The following is a 20,672-nucleotide window of genomic DNA, read 5'->3' on the forward strand; positions in this document are numbered from 1 at the left end:
GCCATGAAAGAGTTGAAAACCGATCTCCTGGTCATTGGTGCCGGGTCCGGAGGATTGTCTGTCGCCGCAGGTGCCAGCCAGATGGGTGCGGATGTAGTCCTGCTGGAAGGTCACAAGATGGGCGGTGATTGCCTGAACTTCGGCTGCGTCCCGTCGAAGGCCCTGATTGCCAGCGGCAAGGTGGCCTATGGTCAGGCGCATTCTGCACTTTTTGGCGTCGCGAATACCAGCCCGCAGGTCGACTATGCCGCCGTAAAGGATCATGTTCATGATGTGATCGCTCAGATCGAACCGATGGACAGCCAGAAGCGGTTCGAAGGCTTTGGCGTGAAGGTCATTCGCGAATACGGCGCGTTCATATCCCCAGAAAAGGTGCAGGCCGGGGATCATGTCATCTCTGCGCGTCGCATCGTCATTGCGACCGGTTCGTCGCCGCTGGTGCCGCCGATTCCGGGGTTGGACACGGTGCCCTATTATACGAACGAAACCATCTTTGACTTGAAAGAGCGGCCAGATCACCTGCTGATCATCGGGGGCGGCCCGATCGGGATGGAGATGGCGCAGGCCCATATACGCCTCGGCAGCAAGGTGACGGTTGTCGAAGGGCTCAAAGCCTTGGGCAAAGACGACCCCGAGGCAGCGTCCGTGGTGCTGGATACCCTGCGCAGTGAAGGTGTGGATATCCGGGAAAACGCCATGGTCGCGCAGGTCCGCGGAACAGAAGGTGCTGTGGAAGTCGTTGCCGAAAACGGCGATATTCATCGTGGCTCCCACCTTTTGATCGCTGCCGGACGCAAAGCCAATATTGAGCGTCTGAACTTGGACGTGGCCGGAATTGAGCGCACGAGAACCGGCCTCAGGACGGATGACGCGCTGCGCACGACCAATCGCCGCGTCTATGCGATCGGAGATGTGGCAGGTGGCCTGCAATTCACCCATGTTGCCGGGTATCATGCGGGCGTCATCATACGGTCGGCCCTGTTCGGTCTGCCGTCGAGGGCGAAAACGGCACATATCCCTTGGGCCACCTATACGGACCCGGAGCTGGCCCAGGTCGGACTGACCGAAGTTCAGGCGCGCAAAGCGCATGGAGAAAAGCTCGAAATCGCCCGCTTTGACTATCACCACAATGACCGGGCGATTGCCGAGCGCAAAACCGAAGGTTTCGTCAAGGTCATGGTCGTGAAAGGCCGACCCGTCGGCGCCACAATCGTCGGGCATCAGGCAGGCGAGTTGATCAACTTGTGGTCGTTGGCTTTGGCCAATAACCTGAAGATGGGGCAGATCGCCGCCATGGTTTCACCCTATCCGACGATCGGAGAGCTTAACAAACGTGTGGCGGGTGCCTATTTCTCGCCAAGGCTGTTTGAGAATCAGACAGTTAAACGAGTTGTCAGGTTCGTCCAGCGCTGGATTCCCTGACCTGAGGAGGGGCGCAAATTGAACTCGCTGTCGGGCCGATTTCTGATCCTGACGACGGTCTTCGTCATGTTGGCCGAAGTCCTGATCTTTGTCCCGTCGATCGCCCGATTCCGCGAGGATTTTCTGCTGAACAGGCTCGAACGCGCGCAGATCGCCTCGCTGGCTTTGCTGGCGGACGATATGCTGGCGGAAGATCTTGAGGCGGAACTGCTGGCAAACGCAGGCGTCTATAACGTCGTATTGCGACGGGATGAGGTTCGGCAGCTGATGTTGTCGTCGCCTATTCCGGGCCCAGTCGCCGACACGTTCGATTTGCGGGATGCAAGCCCCTGGGTTCTGATCCGGGATGCGATCAGCCGTTTTTTCAAGCCCGAAAACGAAGTCATCCGGGTCATCGGAGAACCGGTCAAGGGGGCAGGCCTTCTGATCGAAGTCACCACGGACAGCATGCCCTTGCGAACGGCGATGGTTGACTATGGGTTGCGTATTCTCGGTCTGTCCTTCGTCATTTCCATCATCACGGCGTTTTTTCTGTTTCTCGCCGTGCGCGTTGTACTTGTGCGCCCCATCAAAAGCGTTGTCGGCTACATGCAGCGCTATGCCAGTGCGCCAGAGGACGCGCGTGGCGTAATCACACCGAATTCGAAGGTGACGGAGCTGCGCGAGGCCGAGGAGGCGCTGAAGATGCTGCAAACGGACCTGACCCAGGCGCTCAAACAGCGCGAAAGGCTGGCCCAGCTTGGGGGGGCTGTTGCCAAAGTCAGCCATGACCTGCGCAATATCCTGACGTCGGCGCAGCTGTTTACCGACCGGATCGAGGCCAGCGACGATCCACTGGTGCGGCGGATGGCACCAAAACTGGTGAATTCCATCACACGGGCTGTGTCCCTTTGTGAAAGCACATTGGCGTTTGGCCGCGCGGAAGAGCCCGCGCCCACCCTGACTATGGTTCCGATCCGTGCAATCGCGGCGGATGTCGCGGCCAGCGAACAACTCGCCGTCGCCGATGCTTGCGTCGAGATCGTGAACGAAGTGCCGGACGCGCTTGTGGCCCGCGCCGATCCCGAACAATTGTACCGCGTCATCATGAACCTCGTGCGCAACGCAAGACAGGCTCTGGTTGCATCCGGAAAACCTGGCCGGGTTACCATTGCCGGGTGTGAATACGACGACACGTGGTGCATCGAAATCCGCGATACGGGGCCGGGCCTTCCCCCCAAAGCACGCGAAAACCTGTTCACGCCTTTCCAGGGGGGGGTCCGAAAGGGCGGCTCTGGTCTGGGGCTGGCAATCTCGCAGGAGCTGGTGCGCGGCCATGGCGGGGATCTGATCTTGAAAGAGACGGGCCCCGAGGGAACTGTCTTTGAAATCAGCCTTCCGCGTGGGGACATGACTTTTTGATTTTTTTTTGAAGAATCGGCTTGCACGTCTCGGGCGGCAGGTCTAAACAGCGCCTCACCAACGCGGACCGATAGCTCAGCTGGATAGAGTACTTGACTACGAATCAAGGGGTCGGGGGTTCGAATCCTCCTCGGTCCGCCACTGGTTTCCTGTTGAACGTCACACGAACCTGACCCAACCGTCATAGTTGGACCAGAAACAAAGTGAACGTTCGACATCGGAAGGCACCCCCAACGTTGGGCATCAGTTGAGTTTGACCTTTGCGTCATCAACCAACACGCAGCCCGCATTTTATACTCTCGCAGACAGTTTGTTTGATCCGACTTCCCTTTCGGAAATCAGTGCTGATTTGCAGACCAGACGGTGAAGCCGCCTGTTCCTGGAGATCAGCGACGAGGCGAACGCGGGAGGGGAGGGCCGCGCCCTTACCCTGTCGGTGAAAGGCGTTTGGCTTGTCCAAATCTCGCTGGCTCAAAAATGGAAAACGGTGTCGAAGAAAGCCTGCCGCCATTTGCAGTTGTGCCATTCTGTCGAACTGCGATAAGTAAGGCCACCTAGCGGACATTCGCTGCAAGTGCAGCAGTGCTTGCCAACAAATCCTGCTTTGCGCACATAGTGGCCAAATGCGGGGCGCTAGCCGGTAAGTATCCATTCATGCTTCTGCACTCTGTCGCTTACGGAAGAAAGCGGTTAGGTAGCGAGCCCCTATCAAAAGAATGGGAAAAAGAAGCAATGAGCAGTCCAACGAATGAGCGGCAGTGCGCGTTGACCGGTAAGCCCGGAAAATTTGTCCGTTGTCATATTCTACCACAGGCGTTCACAAAGCCTGCAATCAAGGGTGAAGCGCTCTATCAATCTACAAGCGGACAGGGCGAGATTCGGCGCTGGTCCAGTTGGTATGACAGGGGCCTGGTGACGCGCGAGGGCGAAGACATTCTGTCCGCGTTAGATGACAAGGCAATAAAGGAACTGCGTAAAAACCAACTTGTTTGGAGCGGTTGGAAAGGTTTCCGACCACATATCGAGACGTTGGGACCGAAGATGCCTCATCATGGATATCGGAAAATTACTGGCGTTGACTGTGAGGCCCTGATCCGTTTTGCGCACAGCGTGGCGTGGCGGGCCTCCGCCTCAACCAATAATGACATGAGCGGCGCTACTCTTGAGCGCGAGGTGGAGGAACGCCTTAAAGCCTACGTCCTCGGCGCGGCCCTCGTCGGCCCCTCGGATTTTCCTGTTTCGTTGATACAGCTTTCTTCGATTGGTGAAATCCACAATCAATCGCCCTATCTCGCTGAAAAGAAGTTAATTGATCCGGATAGCAAAAACAGCGACCACTTGAAGATAATGCGCTTGTATATGGACGGTCTAATTTTTCACATTCATCTTTCGCCCACTCCTGCCGATCACATTGCAGACAACCCGATTTACCTCGGAGCTTCGGACCATCTAATGATAACCACCATCGACTATGAAGCATCGTTTCAGGCTGAGAACTTGCTCCTACTGATGCGAGAGAGTTTTTCATGATTGAGGAATTTAAGCACAAACCTCTGAAGTCGGAGCGGCATCACTGGTGGCCACAGTGTGTCTCTGCGCACTGGAACGACAATAATGGTTTAGCCAATTGGATGTGGCCTTCGGGTAAGATCGTGAGCGCGCCCGCCAAACAGTTTGGGGTTATTGGGAATGCGCACCATTTCAAACCTGGAGACGGCGGAAAACATGACCTTTGGGATTTCACGTTTGAACCGGAATTTAACAAGGCAGATAGCGAGTTCCCGGCGCTGATCCAATGGTTGCAAGGGCTGGATTGTGCCCACGTCCCACTCCGCAAAACTCGAAAGGAAGGTTTCAAAGCGCACGCCGTTGATGATGAGCGGCTGGCTACTCTTGTCGAGTGTATTGTTTCATTGGTTGTCAGAAGTCCAAAGTTCCGAGAGACCGGCGTATCCTTGGCAGAACATTTCCGGGGTCCGCTTGGTGAACGTGAGCGAAACAATCTGATTTCGCTGAACATCATGCACTGCCAACGGCGGTTGACTGAGAGCATCGGTACAGGTGGGAAGTTCGCCGTGCTTTTTACGCATGAAAGAGAATTCCACTATGGTGACGGGTTCTACCATAATCTAAGTTCTCAATCTCAGGACGGATTCAATACTCGGATACTGGTTCCAATTACTCCGAATATCGCCGTGTTCTACTGTCGTCCTAATCGATACATGACTGAACCACGGCTCGTGACCTTGATGCTAACAGATGATGAGGTCACGGAACTGAACCGAACTATCCAGATTTACGCCAAGGACTGCGTTTTCTTTAGGACAGAGAAGCCGAAACCGCTGGAAGTCTATAAGATTGGCGAATATCGCGTTTACGGAGATCCTGATCCATTTGACCGTTGGGTCCAAGATATTTCAGGTTCATATCCTGAACCGACGAGAATTCACCTCAACCTATGACGATGCTAGTTATTTGACGCTTTGCGTCGTGCTGCACATGCGAAAGACCGAAGTTTGGCCGACGGCGGCTTTGGGCTCAACGTGTCAGCTCCAGCACGACGCAGAGAATGTCGGCAGCGAGCCCATTGCTGCCGTCGACCAAGCTTTCGCCTTTCGCATGCGCAGCACGTCGTAATCCGCGTATTCCGGACGTTCCCAGGCGCTTCACAGATGGCAGGGCAGCGGACTGAGTGAACATTCGCTGCAATTGGACCTATGTCAGCTTCCTAGGCAATGGGGTCGTTTGTTGAGGCGACTTCTCGCCACCGTCTCGGGCGCGGATCTGGGCTTTGTGATCACCCCCCATCTGACAAGGATCGTGTTGGTGATCATTGGTGCGCCCATCGCCGCAAATCTTATTCTGCTTTGGTCCAAACCTCGGGGTTGATCATGTGGATCGGAACGCCTTCGGCATAGGCGTTCACCTGATCGAAAATATCCGCGAATTGCAGGTCGAACTCGTCTTCAGTGACAAAGCCGATATGCGGTGTCGCGATCAGGTTGGGATGTGACAAAAGCGGGTCGGTCGGATCAATCAGTGGCTCGGAATCGAACACATCAATCGCCGCTTTGCCGGGGCGACCGACGTTCAGCGCCTCAAGCAAAGCACCAGGCGCGATCAGCCCGGCTCGCGAGGTGTTCACAAACAGCGCCTCCGGCTGCATCTGTGCGAAATCCGATGCGGTGATGATCCCGCGCGTATCCGGTTTCAAGCGCACATGGACCGAGACAACATCGCTGCTGCCAAAGAACGCTTCACGGCTGGGCGCGACCTGCGCGCCATCCGCCTGCGCACGTGCCCGGCCTTCTACGGATGACCACCAGACCACATTCATCCCAAAGGCCTCGGCATAACTTGCAATGGCGCGAGCAATGCGGCCATAGCCATAGAGCCCCAACTGACGCCCCCGCAGCGTCTTGCCCACGCCCGCCTGCCAGTGCCCTGCTTTGACCGAAGCCATTTGTGCGGGCAAATCCCGCATCCCGGCCATGATTAACGCCCAAGTAAGTTCGGCTGCAGCATAAGACGGCGTCCCGCCATGCATGTTTGAGCACAGCAGCACGTCGTTATCTGTGCAGGCCTCAACATCGACATGAGGATAAACGCTGCGCTGGCTGATCAGTTTCAGGTTTGGTAATTTCTCCAGCAAGACGCGGGTGACTTTGGTACGTTCGCGGAACAGGACAAGCACCTCCGCGTCATGTAGTCGTTCGGCCAGAGTGTCAGTGTCTTCGACATGATCCGTCCATAACGTCACCTCATGACCGGTGAGTTTCTCAAAGCAAGGCAGGCCACGCAGCGTGTCAAACCAGTCATCAAGAATGTGGACCTTCATCGGCTTTCTATACCCTGCTCGGTGTTCAGTTTTCTTGGCGTCGGCACAAAATGACATGTGTCGAGAGCGGCAAGTGCATTGCGGACCCGTTCGCTTTGATCCAGCAGATGGTTGAACTGCTCATCGCAGCCAGCAATCGGTGTCGGGTAGTCCGCGATGTCCCGCCGTAGGGCCGACTGCGCCAACATGAGTTCCTGACGCGCGATATCGAGGCATTCCGAGTAATTGTCCATCGTGTCCTCCCACTATGTATACAATAGTATACTATTTGGGTTGCACTTGATCAACTCCCGTTCCAAACAGTCTCAGGCACATAAACATGCCCGTCCGCCAACTTGCGCGCGGTCCGCACCAAACCCGCCGCGTTCACTGTGAACCCGTCGGTGGTGGAAAAATCCACCAACACGTCGATATTGCCCGAGGCGTGTTCCAGAACGACTTCAGCCGGGCTGTTCGTGGGGCGATCCAGCAAACCGTCGGCGACGGTTCCGGGAGTCAAAGCGCAAGACGCCATGCATTGCGCGCCGGTGACCGCCATGGTCGGGTGGGTTTTCCACGGCATGAAATACCGCACTGCGAGCGTTCCGCCCTCTCTGGCCGGAGCAACAAGGCCGAACTTTGGGGTGACCGATTTGGACACATCCCCCATACCCATCCGCTGCCCTGCTTCGATCCTAACGGCCTCCATCCGGTCAAAGAACGCGCGGTTTGCGTCCAGCTCATTGGCGCTCTCATAGCCCGTCAATCCGAAGTCTGTGGCGCGGGCGATAGCCATCGGCATAGCGACATCCATGCAGGTCAGTTCGACGCCCTGAACTGCATCGCGCAGGTTGCCCGTAGGCAGGAACGCTCCGGTGGCCGAGCCCACTACGCCCATGAAGCTCAACTGCACCGGCGCTGAATGACCGGGAATGCCGGCGATCTCCGTATCACCCTCATAGGTCAATTCGCCCCCTGGTGTATTCACCTTGGCCACGACCCGAGCCCCAGTGTTGACGGCCCGAATGCGAACTTCAGTTTCATCACCCTGCGGTTTGAACAAGCCCATCTCGATGGCAGCAGGGGCAACGCCAGACAGGATATTGCCGCAAGTGGGTTTGAAATCGACCAGCTTGTCCTCGACCGAGACCTGCGCGAAGAAATAGTCGATATCGGCCCAGTCATCCTCGCCGACCGACAGCATCGCGACCTTTGTGGTCACCGCCGCGCCGCCGCCGATGCCGTCGATGTTCAGCGACTGCCCGGACCCAAGAGCGGCGATCAGCACCTCGGCCAGCGCGTCCAGATCCTCAGGCAAATCCGAGCGGCGGAAATACGGGCCTTTCGACGTGCCGCCACGCATCAAGATATAAGGGATTGCGGTTTGAGTCATTTTGAACCCCTCACTTCAACGGCCAGGGCAGGCTGACCATGTCCTGCAACAGACCTGGCGGGAAATCGCGGTTCAGAGCGCCCGCCATCAGGCACATGAACCCGATGCCGCAGGCGGTCAGGATCAGAGTCATCTGCCAGCTGGACCCGGCGCGGATACGGAGAAAGGCGATCAGGAACCCTATCAGGGCGAGGATGAAGCCCACCACCCACGTGGCCGCGATCAAACTGGCGAACCACGCCAGAGTGGACCACAAACCATGTGGTGCGCTGGCGTCTTCACCGGCGATTTCCTTGTCGGCAAAGATTGCGTCGCCCTCGGGCCGCCGCATCATCTGAATCAGCAGGATCACGCAGCAGAACAGAGACACACTACCGATCACCAGCGGGATGATCTTGTCAGTCATGTTGTAGTCAGGGATCATGTTGGCGTTGACCAAAGCGACGATCAGGTAGGCCATGATCACCAGCAGAAAGATAAGCGGCGCGCGTTTGGTACCGGCCTGCACGTCACCCTCAGCCATGATCATCTTGGCCTGCCGGATACCCAGAATGACCGAAACAACCGTGACCACGATCAGCACGATGACGATAGGGCTGAAGACATATTCCATCCCTTCACCAAAGCTTTTGCGGAAGCGGAAAGAGGCAATCTGAAACGCCTGATTGGTGAACTTCTCAACCGGGTTCGACAGAACAAAGCCGATCAGGAACGCCGGACGCGACCAGTCGAAGCGGCGCAGGAAGATGCCGATCAGACCAATGACGAACAGGGCCAGCAGGTCTTCGAAATTCTGACCGGACTGGAAGGCTGCAAAGCTGATCAGCATGAACAGGAACGGGGCAAGGTACGTAAACCTGATCGTGGTCAGCTTGGCGATACCGCCCGAGGCCGCGATGCACAAAATGGTGCCCACGACGTTGGCCAGCGCCAGCAGCCAGACGATGGAATATGTGATGTCGAGATTGTCCTGGAGCATGCTCGGACCGACTTCGATATCCCCCGACCCCAGCAGAGCGACTGCACCGATGAAGATCGCCATCGATCCTGAGCCGGGGATGCCGAACAGAAGCGTCGGCACCAGACCGCCGCCTTCCTTGGCGTTGTTCGAGCTTTCCGGGCCGATGACACCGCGCACCTCGCCTTTACCGAAATTGCTTTTGTCCTTGGTCGTTTGAACTGAATGACCATAGGCAATCCAGTCGACGACCGAGCCGCCGAGGCCGGGAATGACCCCGACGATCACTCCGATTATGGAACAGCGGACCGACAACCAGATGTTCGCAAACCAGTCTTTGACGCCATCCAGCCATCCAGCGCCCAACGAAGCGCCTTTGGCAATAGACCGATCCTGCCGTAGCAGCGAAACGATCTCGGGTACTGCAAAGATGCCCAGACCCACGATGACCAGCTTCAGACCATCAGTCAGGTAAGGAATGTCATAGGTCGTCATCCGCAGCGAGCCGCCGGCATCGGCCTCGCCAATCGTACCCACCATCAGGCCCAACCCGGCCGCAGCAACGCCTTTCAGTGGGATACGCCCGGCCAGAATGGCAACCATCGACAGGCCGAGAATGGTAATCATCAGCATCTCGGGCAGACCAAAGGCCAGGACGATGGGCCGCGCGATCAGGATGAACATAGTTAGGAAGGTCGCGCCAACGAGACCACCGAATAAGGATGACGCAAAGGCAGCAGACAACGCCCGCGCGGCCTCTCCCTTTTTTGCCATCGGGAAGCCGTCAAGCACGGTCGCCTGCGAAGCAGAACTGCCTGGTATCCCCATCAGAACCGAAGCAAATGTGTCCGAGGTCGGAACGACAGCGACCATTCCAATCATCAGAGCCAGACCCAGGATCGGGTCCATGCCGAACATGAATGGCAGCAAAAGGGACAGGCCAGCGATACCGCCGAGCCCGGGAAAGACGCCCACGGCCAGCCCCATGACAACGCCGAGCACAAGATAGCCCAGAACAATGGGTTGCAGGATCAAATCCCACGCGTCGCTGAGCGCAGGTAGAGCGGTGGCGAAAACCTCCATAGCGGCCGCCTTTCATGATTTTTCTTGTGTGCAGAAAAGCGCGCGCCCTGCGATGGGCACGCGCTGCGGCGTGCCGGCTTAGTTCAGCTCGACGCCGTAGGAGTCCTTCAGCCAGTTCAGGACATACTGCTTGGCGTTGTCATCAACGTTTGTCGCAGTTTGCAGCGCTGCCTTGGAGCCGTCGCCCACGAACACAGGGTATTTGCCCACACGCTTGGAGGAGATGTCCGCAAAGTCGCCACGCTCTGTCACCGCTTGGAAGGCCGTGGTATAGGCATCGACCACCTCTTGTGGTGTGTCTCCTGGCAGAAAGGCCAGTTTTTGCACCGGGAAACCCGCGACAAAAAAGGCCTTCCAAGCATCCCAGGCTTCGCCGCTGGTTTCGCAACCATCGGTGGCCTCGCAAACCTCTTTGAAGGTTGGAATGTCCGGGAAGGTCGGATCGCGCACGATATTGCCATCCGCATCCAGCGCGCCCCATGTCATCATCGGAACGGCCTGACCAGCCTCGACCAGCGGGGCCGACCCGCCCAGATAACCGGACGAGGTCTGGTAGTCTATATTGGCTTCGCCACGTTCGAACATCAGGCGACCATCACCACGGCCTTTGATGCCAAAGACCGGCTCCACATTCATACCCAACATCTGCCACGCCAGCAGCGGGACCAGATCCAGCCGGGTCGCGCCCTGCGAGCCGTAGATGAAATTGGTGTCTTTCAACGCATTGGCAGAGCCATCAAACTTGCCGCCATCCTCGGCGTTCAGATAGGCAACGCCACCGGTACCCGACGCCATGACAGGAATCCAGTCATTGTATTCATAGCGGACGCGCGGGTCACTCAGCAGATAGGGGAACTGTGTCGAGCCAGAGGTGCCGAACAGCAGCGTGCCGTCGTCATGGCTCTGCTCCTGAAACCAATTCGCGCCCTTGGTCGAACCTGCACCGGGCATGAATTTAACCACCACGGTAGGTTGTCCCGGTAGCGCCTCAGACAAAAGCGGGGCAAAGAAGTTGGCCCATTTGGCCGACCCGCCCGTTTCCGAGAACGGGATGACCCATTCGATGGTCTTGCCCGAGAAATCGACCTCGGCAGCCGCAGGTGCGGCGAGTCCGGCGGCGGCGATCAGCCCCACGACGGCGCGACGGGTGAAGTTGGAAATGGCCATTGGTTCCTCCCTGTTGACCAGACAACCACGTCAGCGCCCTCCGCGCCACAGTGATCGCAAATAGAACTGTGGGGTTGATTCCCCTTCCCATCTGTCAATCATGGAGCGCCAACCTTGCGTGAAACTTGCAGGAGCCCGAATGCGGATCGTCATCGTCGAGGATAATGAGACCCTCGCAAACGCTATTGCCTACCGCTTGCGTGATCGTGGTCATGCCGCAGATGTGCTGACGGATGGCGACGCGGCCGAGCTGTATCTGGTACAAGAGGGGGCGGACCTGATCGTTCTGGATATCAACTTACCGGGCCGGTCAGGGCTGAAAATCCTGCGTTCGCTGCGCAATCGGGGGGACAGCGCCCCCGTCATACTGCTGACCGCGCGCAGCGAAACGAGTGACCGGGTATCTGGTCTGGATATGGGCGCTGATGACTACCTGGTCAAACCTTTCGAGATGGATGAGCTTGAGGCCCGCATTCGCGCGCTGTCCCGCCGCAAACAACTGGACTACGGTGCGCGCGAGACCATCGGAGAGCTGGAGTTTGACCGAACTGCCCGGCAGGTCAGTGCAAATGGGCAGGTACTTGACGTGCCGCGCCGGGAAATGGCCGTACTTGAATGCCTGCTGGAACGACGCGGCAGGATTGTCCCCAAAAGCCAGTTGACTGATTACGTCTACGGTGTGGGCGCGGATGTCGAGGACTCTGCCGTCGAACCGCATGTGTCGCGATTGCGCAAGCGCCTTCAGAATCTTGGCATCCGGATCAAGACGGCTCGTGGCCTTGGATACCTGCTTGAGGTGCATAAGTGATCAGGCATGGTTCGCTCAGGCTTAGGCTGTTCATTCTGATCCTGACGCCTTTGGTGCTGCTCGCAATCCTGCTTGGATATTGGCGCTTCACTGTTGCCCAGCAAACAGCGCAGGAACTTTTTGATGACAGCCTGTTATCCGCCGGTCTGGCGATTTCGCGCGATGTGGCGGTGTCAGAGGGCGATGCCTTGTCGCCCACCACGCGCAGTTTAATCCGAGATGCATCGGGAGGAGAAATTTTCTATCACGTGACCGGACCCGGCGGCATCTACGTGACCGGGTACGCATATCCTCCGGCCTCAGCAAACCCGTCACAGCAGGATGTTTACCAACCGCAGTTCTTTGAGGCGGTCTATCGGGATGAGCCAGTGCGCGTGCTGAAAATGACCGAACGGGTCACGCTAGGGAATCTGGTGGGGGATGCGACGGTAACGGCATGGCAACGCATCGCGGACCGCAACGCCTTTGCCAACGAATTGTCGATCCGCGCAGCAATCCTGATGGGTATCCTGCTGGCCACGCTCGCCTTTGTCGTATGGTTCGGCGTCGCGCGCGGCCTGCGGCCGTTGCTGGATTTGCAGGACGCCATTGACCTGCGCTCACCCGACGACCTCAGCAAAATCAAACGTCCGGTACCGGTCGAAGTCCATGGCATCGTCCAGACCTTGAACAGGTTGTTTGGGCAGGTCGAACACAGCATCAACGCCCATCAGGTGTTTATCTCAGAAGCCGCGCATCAACTGCGAAATCCGGCAGCCGCGGTCCAGTCCATGGCCGAGGCGCTGCGAGATGCAAAAACGGATGAGGACAAGGACAAACGCATCGTCGAACTTGTGGCCGCGGCAAAGAATTCGGCCACGGTGGCGGAACAATTATTGTCGCTGGAACGGCTGCGGCAACCTACGCACCAGGAACAGATGGAAATAACTGATTTCCGTTTGGTCGTGGAAGAGGCTTGTGCAGAAATGGGCGTGCACATCCTCGCGAAAGGTATCGACTTCGAGGTCACCATGCCGGACGCGCCGATCATGGTCTCAGGGGATCGCGTGTTTTTGACGGAAGCCATAAAGAACCTGCTGGACAACGCAGTTAAGCACGGTGGCCCTAAGTTGAGCCGAATTTCAGTTGTGCTGCGCTGTGACGGCGGGAATGTCAAACTAACGGTGGCCGATGACGGAACAGGTCTTTCGCCCGATCAAAGCGAAGCAGCGTTCAGTCGGTTTTCGCAGCTGGAGTATTCCGAAGGCAGCGGTTTGGGGTTGTCAATTGTCTCAGCGGTGGCGAAGCGCCATGGAGGAGAGGTTGCAATCAACCAAGTCGAAAGAGGAGCGAGCGTTACGCTTGAGCTTCCTATAGTCCTCTAATTCGTTTCGAAATTTAACTAGGAACCCGAAGCCCATCACGATCAAATTGCATTCTTTGCAATTGTAGCGAGGGTCTGCTTTCCCACGGTCTACGGCCCTATGCACGAGGCGCAGCATTCGACAAAATGGGCTCACAACAGACCTTAGCCGCAACGTGAATGAATGGTGGCTACCGGTATTGGGTCAGAAATGCTTGACGATTGGGTCAGAATTGAATGACGTGATCGGCCGATTTATTGAGGTTTTGGCTGTCGATTGAGTCAAATATCAGTGACGTTCCACATTTCCTTGTAAGGCGACACATAGTTCTGCCACTGACGACAGAACCTTGCCGTTTTCGCCTCACTTCCTTCGTCCAGCACCCAGACTGATTTCGTTGAACCCGATCTCCTTTTGGGAAAACGGCGTTTTTTTCAGTCAGACACCGAAGGCGCCTGTTTCTGCTGAACTGCCACGTTGGGAAGGCCGGAAGGGGCGAGGCAATGCTCTTCGACGGGGCGTTTGGCTTGTCCAAATCCCTCTGGCCCCACAACAATTGTGGCGGTTGGGTCTGCACAGGTCATTTCTGCTCCAGAAACACGTTGTTTTCCGAAAAGATGGGCGGAAAGCTGAGCTCAGCTATCCGCACGAATGCCACAGTACGGCTTTCGGTTCGCAGGCTTTCATCAGCTTCTAGTAAACGCGCGACACAGGCTTCATTGACGCGCCAGCAACGAGCTCAGAATGAAATCCTCCATGCTTCCAGCGATTTTGCTCATGGGCGTTTCCGACAGTACGCTGCGATACGCGCTTCCTTCCAGAACCTCTATCACCAATTGCGACGCCTGTAGTGGATCCGGAACAGCGCGCAGGTCTCCTGCGTCAACTCCGCGTCTCACAACTTCTTCAAGCGCCTCGGTCAGTCTTGCTCGGTTTTCGACAAACAGTCGCGCGATATCCGGTTGACGAATGGCTTCGCTCGAAATTTCCAAGGTGAGGATGACGTTTTCCGGCGCAGCCAGATAGTTGGCATAGGCCTTGATGAACTTCTTCAACACTTTGGGTGCGGGTGCATTTGAATTCAGGACTTTCAGAAACGGCTCCAGCTCGCGGCGCTCAAGCATCGCGATTTCCACAAGCACGTCATGCTTGCCGCGAAAATGGTTGTAGAGGTTTCCAAGGCTGACGCCGGCCCGCGCTGCGATGTCGCGGACGCCGGTCTGATGATAGCCGCGCTCGAGAAAACACATAACGGCGGCCTCCAGAATCTGGTTGCGGCGCTTGGCCGTTGCCTTTTCTCGGGCTGAACCTGGTTTCTTGGTGTTTTCGGTCATTTTTGCTTTTTCATATTGAACGAACGATCGTTCATAGTATATGACATCCAATCGTGCCCCGCAAGGCGCAATGGATCAGGCGGATCAGGAAAAACAGGACAATGACAGACAAAACTTCGGAAGCTCAACAAAGGCCAATTCGGCGATGGCTCTGGATTGGATTGTCCCTGGTGCTGTTTGTGGCGATCGTCATCCTGTTGTTTGACACGGAGGATACAATTGATGTTCAGGCAACGAACATCTCGCCTCTGCCACCGACCGTCTCTGTCGTAACCGTTGTTCCGGAAACCGTGCAGGCGCGTGTTTCTGCATTTGCCGAAGTTCGGCCTCGTAGGGATGCCGAGCTGCGATCTGCTGTGTCCGGGCGCATCACCGAAGTGCATGCCGGCGCTTTGGCCGGGACACAGGTGGAACGGGGCGACCCTTTGTTTTCAATAGAAAATGCCCCTTATCAAAGCGCCGTTGCAGCCGCTGAGATGGAGCTTGAGCGAGCGGAACTTGCACTGTTGCGCGCGCAGAACAACGTAACCGTCGCGAAACGGCAGTTCGATCGGGATGGGGTGGAACCGCCAAACGAACTGGCCGTGAACCTGCCGCAACTGCGCGTTGCCGAAAAAACCGTTGCAGCGGCGCAGGCGCGCCTGAATGCGGCGAGAAATGACCTGAAGGACGCCGAAGTCGTTGCTCCGTTTTCAGGCTTTGTCACTCGTCGCTTTGCCAGCCTCGGCCAGACGGTCAACCCGGGCGATCCCCTGATACACCTGTCGGACAACCGACAATTCGAACTGGTTGCCGGGTTCAGCCAAGCGGATTGGGCGCTGTTCGATCATCCGATCTCTGGGGTTACTGCTGAACTGACGCATCGCTCGGGCGAAAGCCTGGGGCAGGCACGCGTCCGGCGTGGTGGCGGGTTTCTGGATCAGGACACACGACAGGTGCGCGTCTTCTTGGACGTCGCAAATCCCGGTGACGGTATACTCGCAGGAGACTTTCTGAAGGTGCACATTCCCGGACGGCAAATTGCCGACACCGTGACCCTGCCGGAAAGCGCCCTGACGCGTGCGGGGTACATTTGGCTTGTGGATGAAAACGACCACCTTCAGAGGTTCAGCCCGAACATCCTGTTCCGCAGCGAAGGTGCTTTCACGATACGGGCCCCCGAAGGGAGCGGCCCATGGCGCGTGGCCAAGACACCTCTGGCCTCGTTTCTGCCGGGTCAGCGTGTCACGCCGCTGTCGGATGGGGGTTGAGCCATGCACGCGCTGACATCCTGGTTTATCCGCAATCCTGTCGCCGCCAATCTGATGATGGCGCTGATCCTCTTTCTTGGGGTGCAAACGCTGCTGAGTATTCGGATCGAGGGCTTCCCTCGCATTCCTGCGGAAAGCGTTACGATTTCGATCGAGTTCCCGGACGCCACTGCCGAACAGGTCGATGAATTGGTGACCCGGAAAGTTGAGCAGGCGCTGGAAGGGCTGGAGGGCGTGCGCAGCGTGACTTCACGATCCCAAAACGACCTGAGTGTCGTGACCGTCCGCCGCGCGGGTGGCCAGAAACTGCAAGCCGTTCTGGATCGGGTCCGCATTCGGGTCGATGGGTTGACCGATCTGCCCGATACTGCGCGCCGCCCTGTGATCGAAGCGTCGGGTTTCGATTTTCCGGCGCTGTATCTGAACCTTTACGGCGAAACGGACCCGGCCACATTGCAGAGCCTGGCGCAGCGCCTGAAGGAAGAGCTGCTGGCGCAACCGGAATTGTCCCGGCTGCAAATCTGGGGCCTGATCCCGCGGGAACTGCGCATCGAAATCGACCCTGCACTGCTGCGCCACTATGGCCTGACCGTGGCGGATGTGACCCGCGCCATCGAAGAAAACTCGGTGACATTTCAGGCGGGCCGTTTGCGGACCGCGGGCGGCACGATCTATCTGCGGGCCGATGATCGCGCCAAATACGCTCCCGAATACGCGGCCCTGCCGATCATTGAACGTGACGACGGGTCTTTTGTGCCCTTGGGTGATATCGCCAAGATCGAAGACGGGTTTCAGGACGGCGAGTATCTGTTTCGGCTGAACGGCAAACCAACCGTCGGGATGGAAGTTCTGGTCGGGCAGAAAGAGAACCTGCTGACGATCAGTGATGTCGTGCGCAGCACGGTTGATGAGTTCAGCCGCCAATTGCCGTCGCAGGTTCAGGTCGGGGTCTGGGGCGACAGCGCCGGCTATATCTCGGACCGGCTGGCGCTGTTGCGGTCCAACGGGGTGCAGGGGCTGATCCTTGTGACTTTGATGCTGTCGGTGTTTCTGAACGTGCGCCTGGCCTTCTGGGTCGCCATGGGCATTCCGGTTTCGGTCATGGGGGCCATGGCCGTTTCGGGTTCAAAATGGGTGGACTATTCGCTGAACGATGTCACCACCTTTGGTCTGATCATCGCCCTGGGCATTCTGGTCGATGATGCGGTAGTGGTCGGAGAAAGCGTTTTCGAGGAACGCCGAAAGGGCAAGGACCCGATCCAGGACACCGAACGCGGCGTGCACCGCGTGGCGGTCGCAACGGTCTTCGGCGTGCTGACGACAATCGCGGCGTTCTTCCCGATGCTGCTGATCGACAACCCGTTGGGCAAGGTGCTGGCCGGGTTCGCGGGGATCGTGATCCTGACGCTGATCTTTTCGCTCATCGAAAGCAAGTTCATCCTGCCCGCCCATCTGGCGCAGATTTCGATGGGGCAAGAGCGCAAGTACCTGCTGACCCGCCTCTGGGGCCGCGTACAGGATACCGCGCAGGGCGGATTGGACTGGGTGCGGGATTGCATCTATCAGCCCTTGCTTGTCGCCGCGGTGCGGCAGCGCTATGCCGTACTGATCCTGTTCGTCGCCGCCGCGACGCTGGGGCTTGGCCTGATGTACAAGGGCAAGGTCAGAACGGTGTTCTTTCCCGAAGTGCCCGGTCAAATCATCACGATGAACCTGGAAATGGACGCCCGCGCGCCCTTTGCGCTGACCCGCGCTAACGTGGACCGGATTGAAACTGTGTTGAACGATCTGAACGCCGAGCTTGCCGAGGGCGCGGGCATGAGTGTGCCGCCCGTTCAGACGGTGTTCAGCATCATCAACGGCGCAGGAAACGCGCAAATATATGCCGAGATGATCCCAGTGGTCGAACGACCGGATGTTCCGATCCTTTCCGTGGTTCGCGAATGGCGCGACCGGGTCGGAGCGGTCGAAGGCGCCACCGAACTGGAGTTCACCGGGTCGGAAACACTCGCCGGAGGGTTCCGCATCCGGTTGGCGTCCAAAGACGAAGACCTGCTGCAACAGGCCAGTGCCGAAATGAAAGACTTCCTGTCGAACATCGAGGGCGTGGCGAATGTTCGGGATGGGTTGGCGGGCGGCCAGCCCGAACTGAAACTCCGCCTGCGCCCGGACGCGCGGCACCTTGGCTTCAATGCCGAGGCCCTGGCCAAACAAATCGGCTATGGGTTCGGCGGGGCCGAAGTGACCAAGGTCCGGCGCGACGGGTCCGAAATCCGCGTGGTCGTGCAGAACGCGCGGGAAAACCGCGATACGCTCGCCGATCTGATGCAGACCCAGTTGCGCAGCGCATCCGGTGCCTGGGTGCCGCTTGAGACGGTTGCCGAAATCCAGGGCACCTACACCTCTGGCACCGTCGATCGCCGCGATGGCAAGCGCATGAACAACGTGGCCGCGTCCATCGACCGTGACCGTGTTGCCCCCGAAGAGGTTGGTCAGGCGGTGTTCGAACAGCTGGTCCCGAAACTCCGCGAAAAGTACCCGAGCGTCACAGTTCTGCCCGCCGGCGAAATGGAAGAGATGGCCGACATCAGCGGTGGCTTGAAACGTGCGCTGCTGCTGGCCGCCGTTTTGATCTATGTGTTGATGGCCGTGCCGTTGAAAAGCTATTGGCAACCTTTCGTCATTCTGGCCATCGTGCCCTTTGGTTTTATCGCGGCTGCGGTCGGGCACCTGATCATGGATGTGTCGCTGTCGCTGTTTTCGTTCTTCGGCATGCTGGCGCTGACCGGCGTGATCGTGAACGACAGCCTGGTCATGATCACCCGATACAATCAGGCGCGCGAGGAAGACCAGCCCGTGAACCTGGCGCTGACAAGCGCTGGCATCGGACGTTTCAAGGCGATCTTTCTGACCACCGCAACGACGGTGATCGGCCTGCTGCCCTTGCTGACGGAAACCTCGGAACAGGCGCAGTATCTGATCCCTGCCGCCATCTCTTTGGCTTTTGGCGAACTGTTCGGCACCGCCCTCATGCTGCTGCTGGTGCCCGTGCTGATCGCCATTGCCGAAGATGTTCTTGTCGTCTTCAAGCCAGTCCCGCCGCACCCTTCCGGAGAAAGGACACAGTCATGACACGAAGCATTCTGGCCCCCGCAATTGCCCTGATGGCGCTTGCAGCGCCTGCCGCCTCGGATGGTCTGAACGTGACCGTGGAAGGTATCCGCAACGCCAAGGGAAACATTGTGATCCTTGTTTTCGACGACGCGCGCGCCTTTGACGGTTTGGATGTCCAGAGCGCGATTGACTACGCCCAGGTTCCGTCCCGCAAAGGCAGCGTCAGCCATGAGTTTCCCGACCTGACCGCGGGCCCCTATGCGGTGCTGCTGTTTCACGACGAAAACAAGGACGAAGACCTGAACATGACCGAGACGAAGCTTTTGGAGGGGCTGGGTTCAACCGGCGCCCCGAACCCTCAGGACATGCCTGATTTCAAGGCCGCCTCGGTCTGGCCAGGCGATGTCCGCGTTCGTGTCCACTATGATCCGTGATGCCGTATGCTGAGGGACAGAAAACTGACGATCGGCACGTTGCTGAGCGTGTTTCGGTGGCGTGTCGGGATCACCTGGTTTCTGATACTGTCGGAAACTGTGTTATCCGTTTTGATCCCGCTGTTTATCGGCTTTGCCATAGATGGATTGCTAAGCGGACAGTTTCAGCCCTTTGTGCATTTGGGCGCTCTTATGGTCGCCCTCACGCTGATCGGCGTGATCCGGCGGATATACGATACGCGTGTCTACGGAACGATCCGCGTCGAGCTGGGCAAGGCGCTTGCTGCGCGTTTTTCAAACCTGCCGATTTCTTCGCTGAACGCCCGGATCGGAATGGGGCGAGAACTGGCCGACTTTCTGGAAGAGATCCTGCCTTCGGCAGTTTCAGGGATCATGCAGTTCGTCGTCTCAGCAATATTGCTGTTTTACTTCTCGCCGGTGCTGGCTCCGTCAGCCTGTGGGGTGCTTGTCGGAATGGTATGCATCTACGCCCTGTTTCATTCGACGTTCTGGCAATGGAACCGTGCGCTGAATGAGCAGATGGAACATCAGGTCAGCGTTCTGGAACGCCGCCGCAACCGCCCGGTGCTTGTCCACCTGACGAAACTGCGTCGTTTCGAAGTGAAGCTCTCGGATACCGAAGCCTTCCTGTACGGTGTGATCTTCGTTCTGCTGATAGGTCTGATCCTGTTCAACCTGTGGTTCGCGACGCAGAACCTGGATGCGACACCTGGAATGATTTTTTCGATTGTCAGCTATTCATGGGAGTTTTCTGAAGCCGCACTTGCTTTGCCGATCACGTTCCAATCCTGGTCCCGGCTGTCCGAAATCACAGTCCGATTGCAGAGAGGTTGATCCGATTTGCATGAAGCCCATCAGCACCCATGGAACAGATTGTATTGATTGTGTAGCGGAGGATTTCAGGCTGATCTTAACCGTCAAGGAGTGAAGATGCGCCAAGACCCGCAGGGACACATCTTGCCCGACAATTGACGGCGACTTGCTGCGTCCAAATCTGCAAGGCACTGTTCTGCCTGTTCCGAAGCAAGCTATGTGGCCAATCTTTGCAGGGCCGTCTCATTTTGATCTTTGTCAAGGTTGAACGCGGCCCGCCGAGATACAGTCACCAACGTATCAGGAGGTCTTGC

Annotated in this window: 16 protein-coding genes, 1 tRNA gene and 1 pseudogene; 12 read left to right on the forward strand and 6 right to left on the reverse strand. The window is 57.6% G+C overall.

Annotated elements, in window-relative coordinates:
* The first annotated feature begins 3 nt into the window (after positions 1–3).
* The 6 genes and pseudogenes from AC2FFD_RS00605 to AC2FFD_RS00630 form a co-directional block, all read left to right on the forward strand.
* Complete coding sequence (locus AC2FFD_RS00605; RefSeq protein ID WP_496871411.1) at positions 4–1,422, forward strand: dihydrolipoyl dehydrogenase family protein; 1,419 nt, start codon at positions 4–6, stop codon at positions 1,420–1,422.
* An 18-nt stretch (positions 1,423–1,440) separates the two neighbouring features.
* Positions 1,441–2,823 (forward strand): ATP-binding protein, encoded by a 1,383-nt coding sequence (locus AC2FFD_RS00610; RefSeq protein ID WP_254440029.1) that lies wholly within the window; start codon positions 1,441–1,443, stop codon positions 2,821–2,823.
* A 64-nt stretch (positions 2,824–2,887) separates the two neighbouring features.
* Positions 2,888–2,964 (forward strand) — tRNA-Arg (locus tag AC2FFD_RS00615).
* A 591-nt stretch (positions 2,965–3,555) separates the two neighbouring features.
* Entirely contained in the window at positions 3,556–4,353 is a 798-nt protein-coding gene (locus AC2FFD_RS00620; protein WP_496871413.1) for a hypothetical protein, read from the forward strand.
* Entirely contained in the window at positions 4,350–5,285 is a 936-nt protein-coding gene (locus AC2FFD_RS00625) for a hypothetical protein (RefSeq protein WP_496871414.1), read from the forward strand. Before AC2FFD_RS00620 ends, AC2FFD_RS00625 begins: the two co-directional genes overlap by 4 nt.
* 298 nt (positions 5,286–5,583) lie before the next feature.
* Positions 5,584–5,712, forward strand: a pseudogene (locus AC2FFD_RS00630) (AbrB family transcriptional regulator); the annotation flags it as partial.
* Here AC2FFD_RS00630 and AC2FFD_RS00635 read toward each other — a convergent pair.
* The 5 genes from AC2FFD_RS00635 to AC2FFD_RS00655 all read right to left on the reverse strand — a co-directional run bounded on the left by AC2FFD_RS00635 (position 5,681) and on the right by AC2FFD_RS00655 (position 11,241).
* A complete protein-coding gene (locus tag AC2FFD_RS00635) occupies positions 5,681–6,661 on the reverse strand; it encodes a D-2-hydroxyacid dehydrogenase family protein (protein WP_496871415.1) in 981 nt (326 codons plus the stop codon). The pseudogene AC2FFD_RS00630 and the gene AC2FFD_RS00635 overlap by 32 nt on opposite strands.
* A complete protein-coding gene (locus AC2FFD_RS00640; protein WP_170436487.1) occupies positions 6,658–6,894 on the reverse strand; it encodes a hypothetical protein in 237 nt (78 codons plus the stop codon). The genes AC2FFD_RS00635 and AC2FFD_RS00640 overlap by 4 nt, the downstream gene beginning before the upstream one ends.
* A 50-nt stretch (positions 6,895–6,944) precedes the next feature.
* Complete coding sequence (locus AC2FFD_RS00645; RefSeq protein ID WP_496871416.1) at positions 6,945–8,033, reverse strand: 4-oxalomesaconate tautomerase; 1,089 nt, start codon at positions 8,031–8,033, stop codon at positions 6,945–6,947.
* A gap of 10 nt (positions 8,034–8,043) precedes the next feature.
* Positions 8,044–10,074, reverse strand: coding sequence for a tripartite tricarboxylate transporter permease (locus AC2FFD_RS00650; RefSeq protein WP_496871418.1), 2,031 nt, complete (start codon positions 10,072–10,074; stop codon positions 8,044–8,046).
* 78 nt (positions 10,075–10,152) lie between these two features.
* Positions 10,153–11,241, reverse strand: coding sequence for a tricarboxylate transporter (locus AC2FFD_RS00655; RefSeq protein ID WP_496871420.1), 1,089 nt, complete (start codon positions 11,239–11,241; stop codon positions 10,153–10,155).
* Between the two features lie 139 nt (positions 11,242–11,380).
* Between AC2FFD_RS00655 and AC2FFD_RS00660 the strand changes: the two genes are divergently transcribed.
* Entirely contained in the window at positions 11,381–12,049 is a 669-nt protein-coding gene (locus tag AC2FFD_RS00660; RefSeq protein ID WP_170406634.1) for a response regulator transcription factor, read from the forward strand.
* Entirely contained in the window at positions 12,046–13,413 is a 1,368-nt protein-coding gene (locus tag AC2FFD_RS00665; protein ID WP_496871421.1) for a sensor histidine kinase, read from the forward strand. Before AC2FFD_RS00660 ends, AC2FFD_RS00665 begins: the two co-directional genes overlap by 4 nt.
* Positions 13,414–14,108: 695 nt before the next feature.
* Here AC2FFD_RS00665 and AC2FFD_RS00670 read toward each other — a convergent pair.
* The gene (locus AC2FFD_RS00670; protein WP_425078879.1) at positions 14,109–14,726 is read right to left on the reverse strand and encodes a TetR/AcrR family transcriptional regulator; all 618 of its coding nucleotides are present in this window, start codon (positions 14,724–14,726) and stop codon (positions 14,109–14,111) included.
* Between the two features lie 101 nt (positions 14,727–14,827).
* On the opposite strand from AC2FFD_RS00670, the gene AC2FFD_RS00675 reads away from it, so the two are divergent.
* The 4 genes from AC2FFD_RS00675 to AC2FFD_RS00690 are packed head-to-tail and all read left to right on the forward strand — an operon-like array spanning position 14,828 to position 20,379.
* Complete coding sequence (locus AC2FFD_RS00675) at positions 14,828–15,976, forward strand: efflux RND transporter periplasmic adaptor subunit (protein ID WP_496871423.1); 1,149 nt, start codon at positions 14,828–14,830, stop codon at positions 15,974–15,976.
* Between the two features lie 3 nt (positions 15,977–15,979).
* The gene (locus AC2FFD_RS00680) at positions 15,980–19,108 is read left to right on the forward strand and encodes an efflux RND transporter permease subunit (protein ID WP_496871424.1); all 3,129 of its coding nucleotides are present in this window, start codon (positions 15,980–15,982) and stop codon (positions 19,106–19,108) included.
* Complete coding sequence (locus AC2FFD_RS00685) at positions 19,105–19,524, forward strand: DUF2141 domain-containing protein (RefSeq protein ID WP_480683640.1); 420 nt, start codon at positions 19,105–19,107, stop codon at positions 19,522–19,524. The genes AC2FFD_RS00680 and AC2FFD_RS00685 overlap by 4 nt, the downstream gene beginning before the upstream one ends.
* Before the next feature lie 6 nt (positions 19,525–19,530).
* Positions 19,531–20,379 carry an ABC transporter six-transmembrane domain-containing protein gene (locus AC2FFD_RS00690; protein ID WP_480683641.1) on the forward strand — a complete coding sequence of 283 codons (849 nt, stop codon included), beginning with the start codon at positions 19,531–19,533 and terminating at the stop codon, positions 20,377–20,379.
* Positions 20,380–20,672: the final 293 nt, after the last annotated feature.

Source organism: Ruegeria sp. YTSC002 (genome assembly GCF_059609845.1).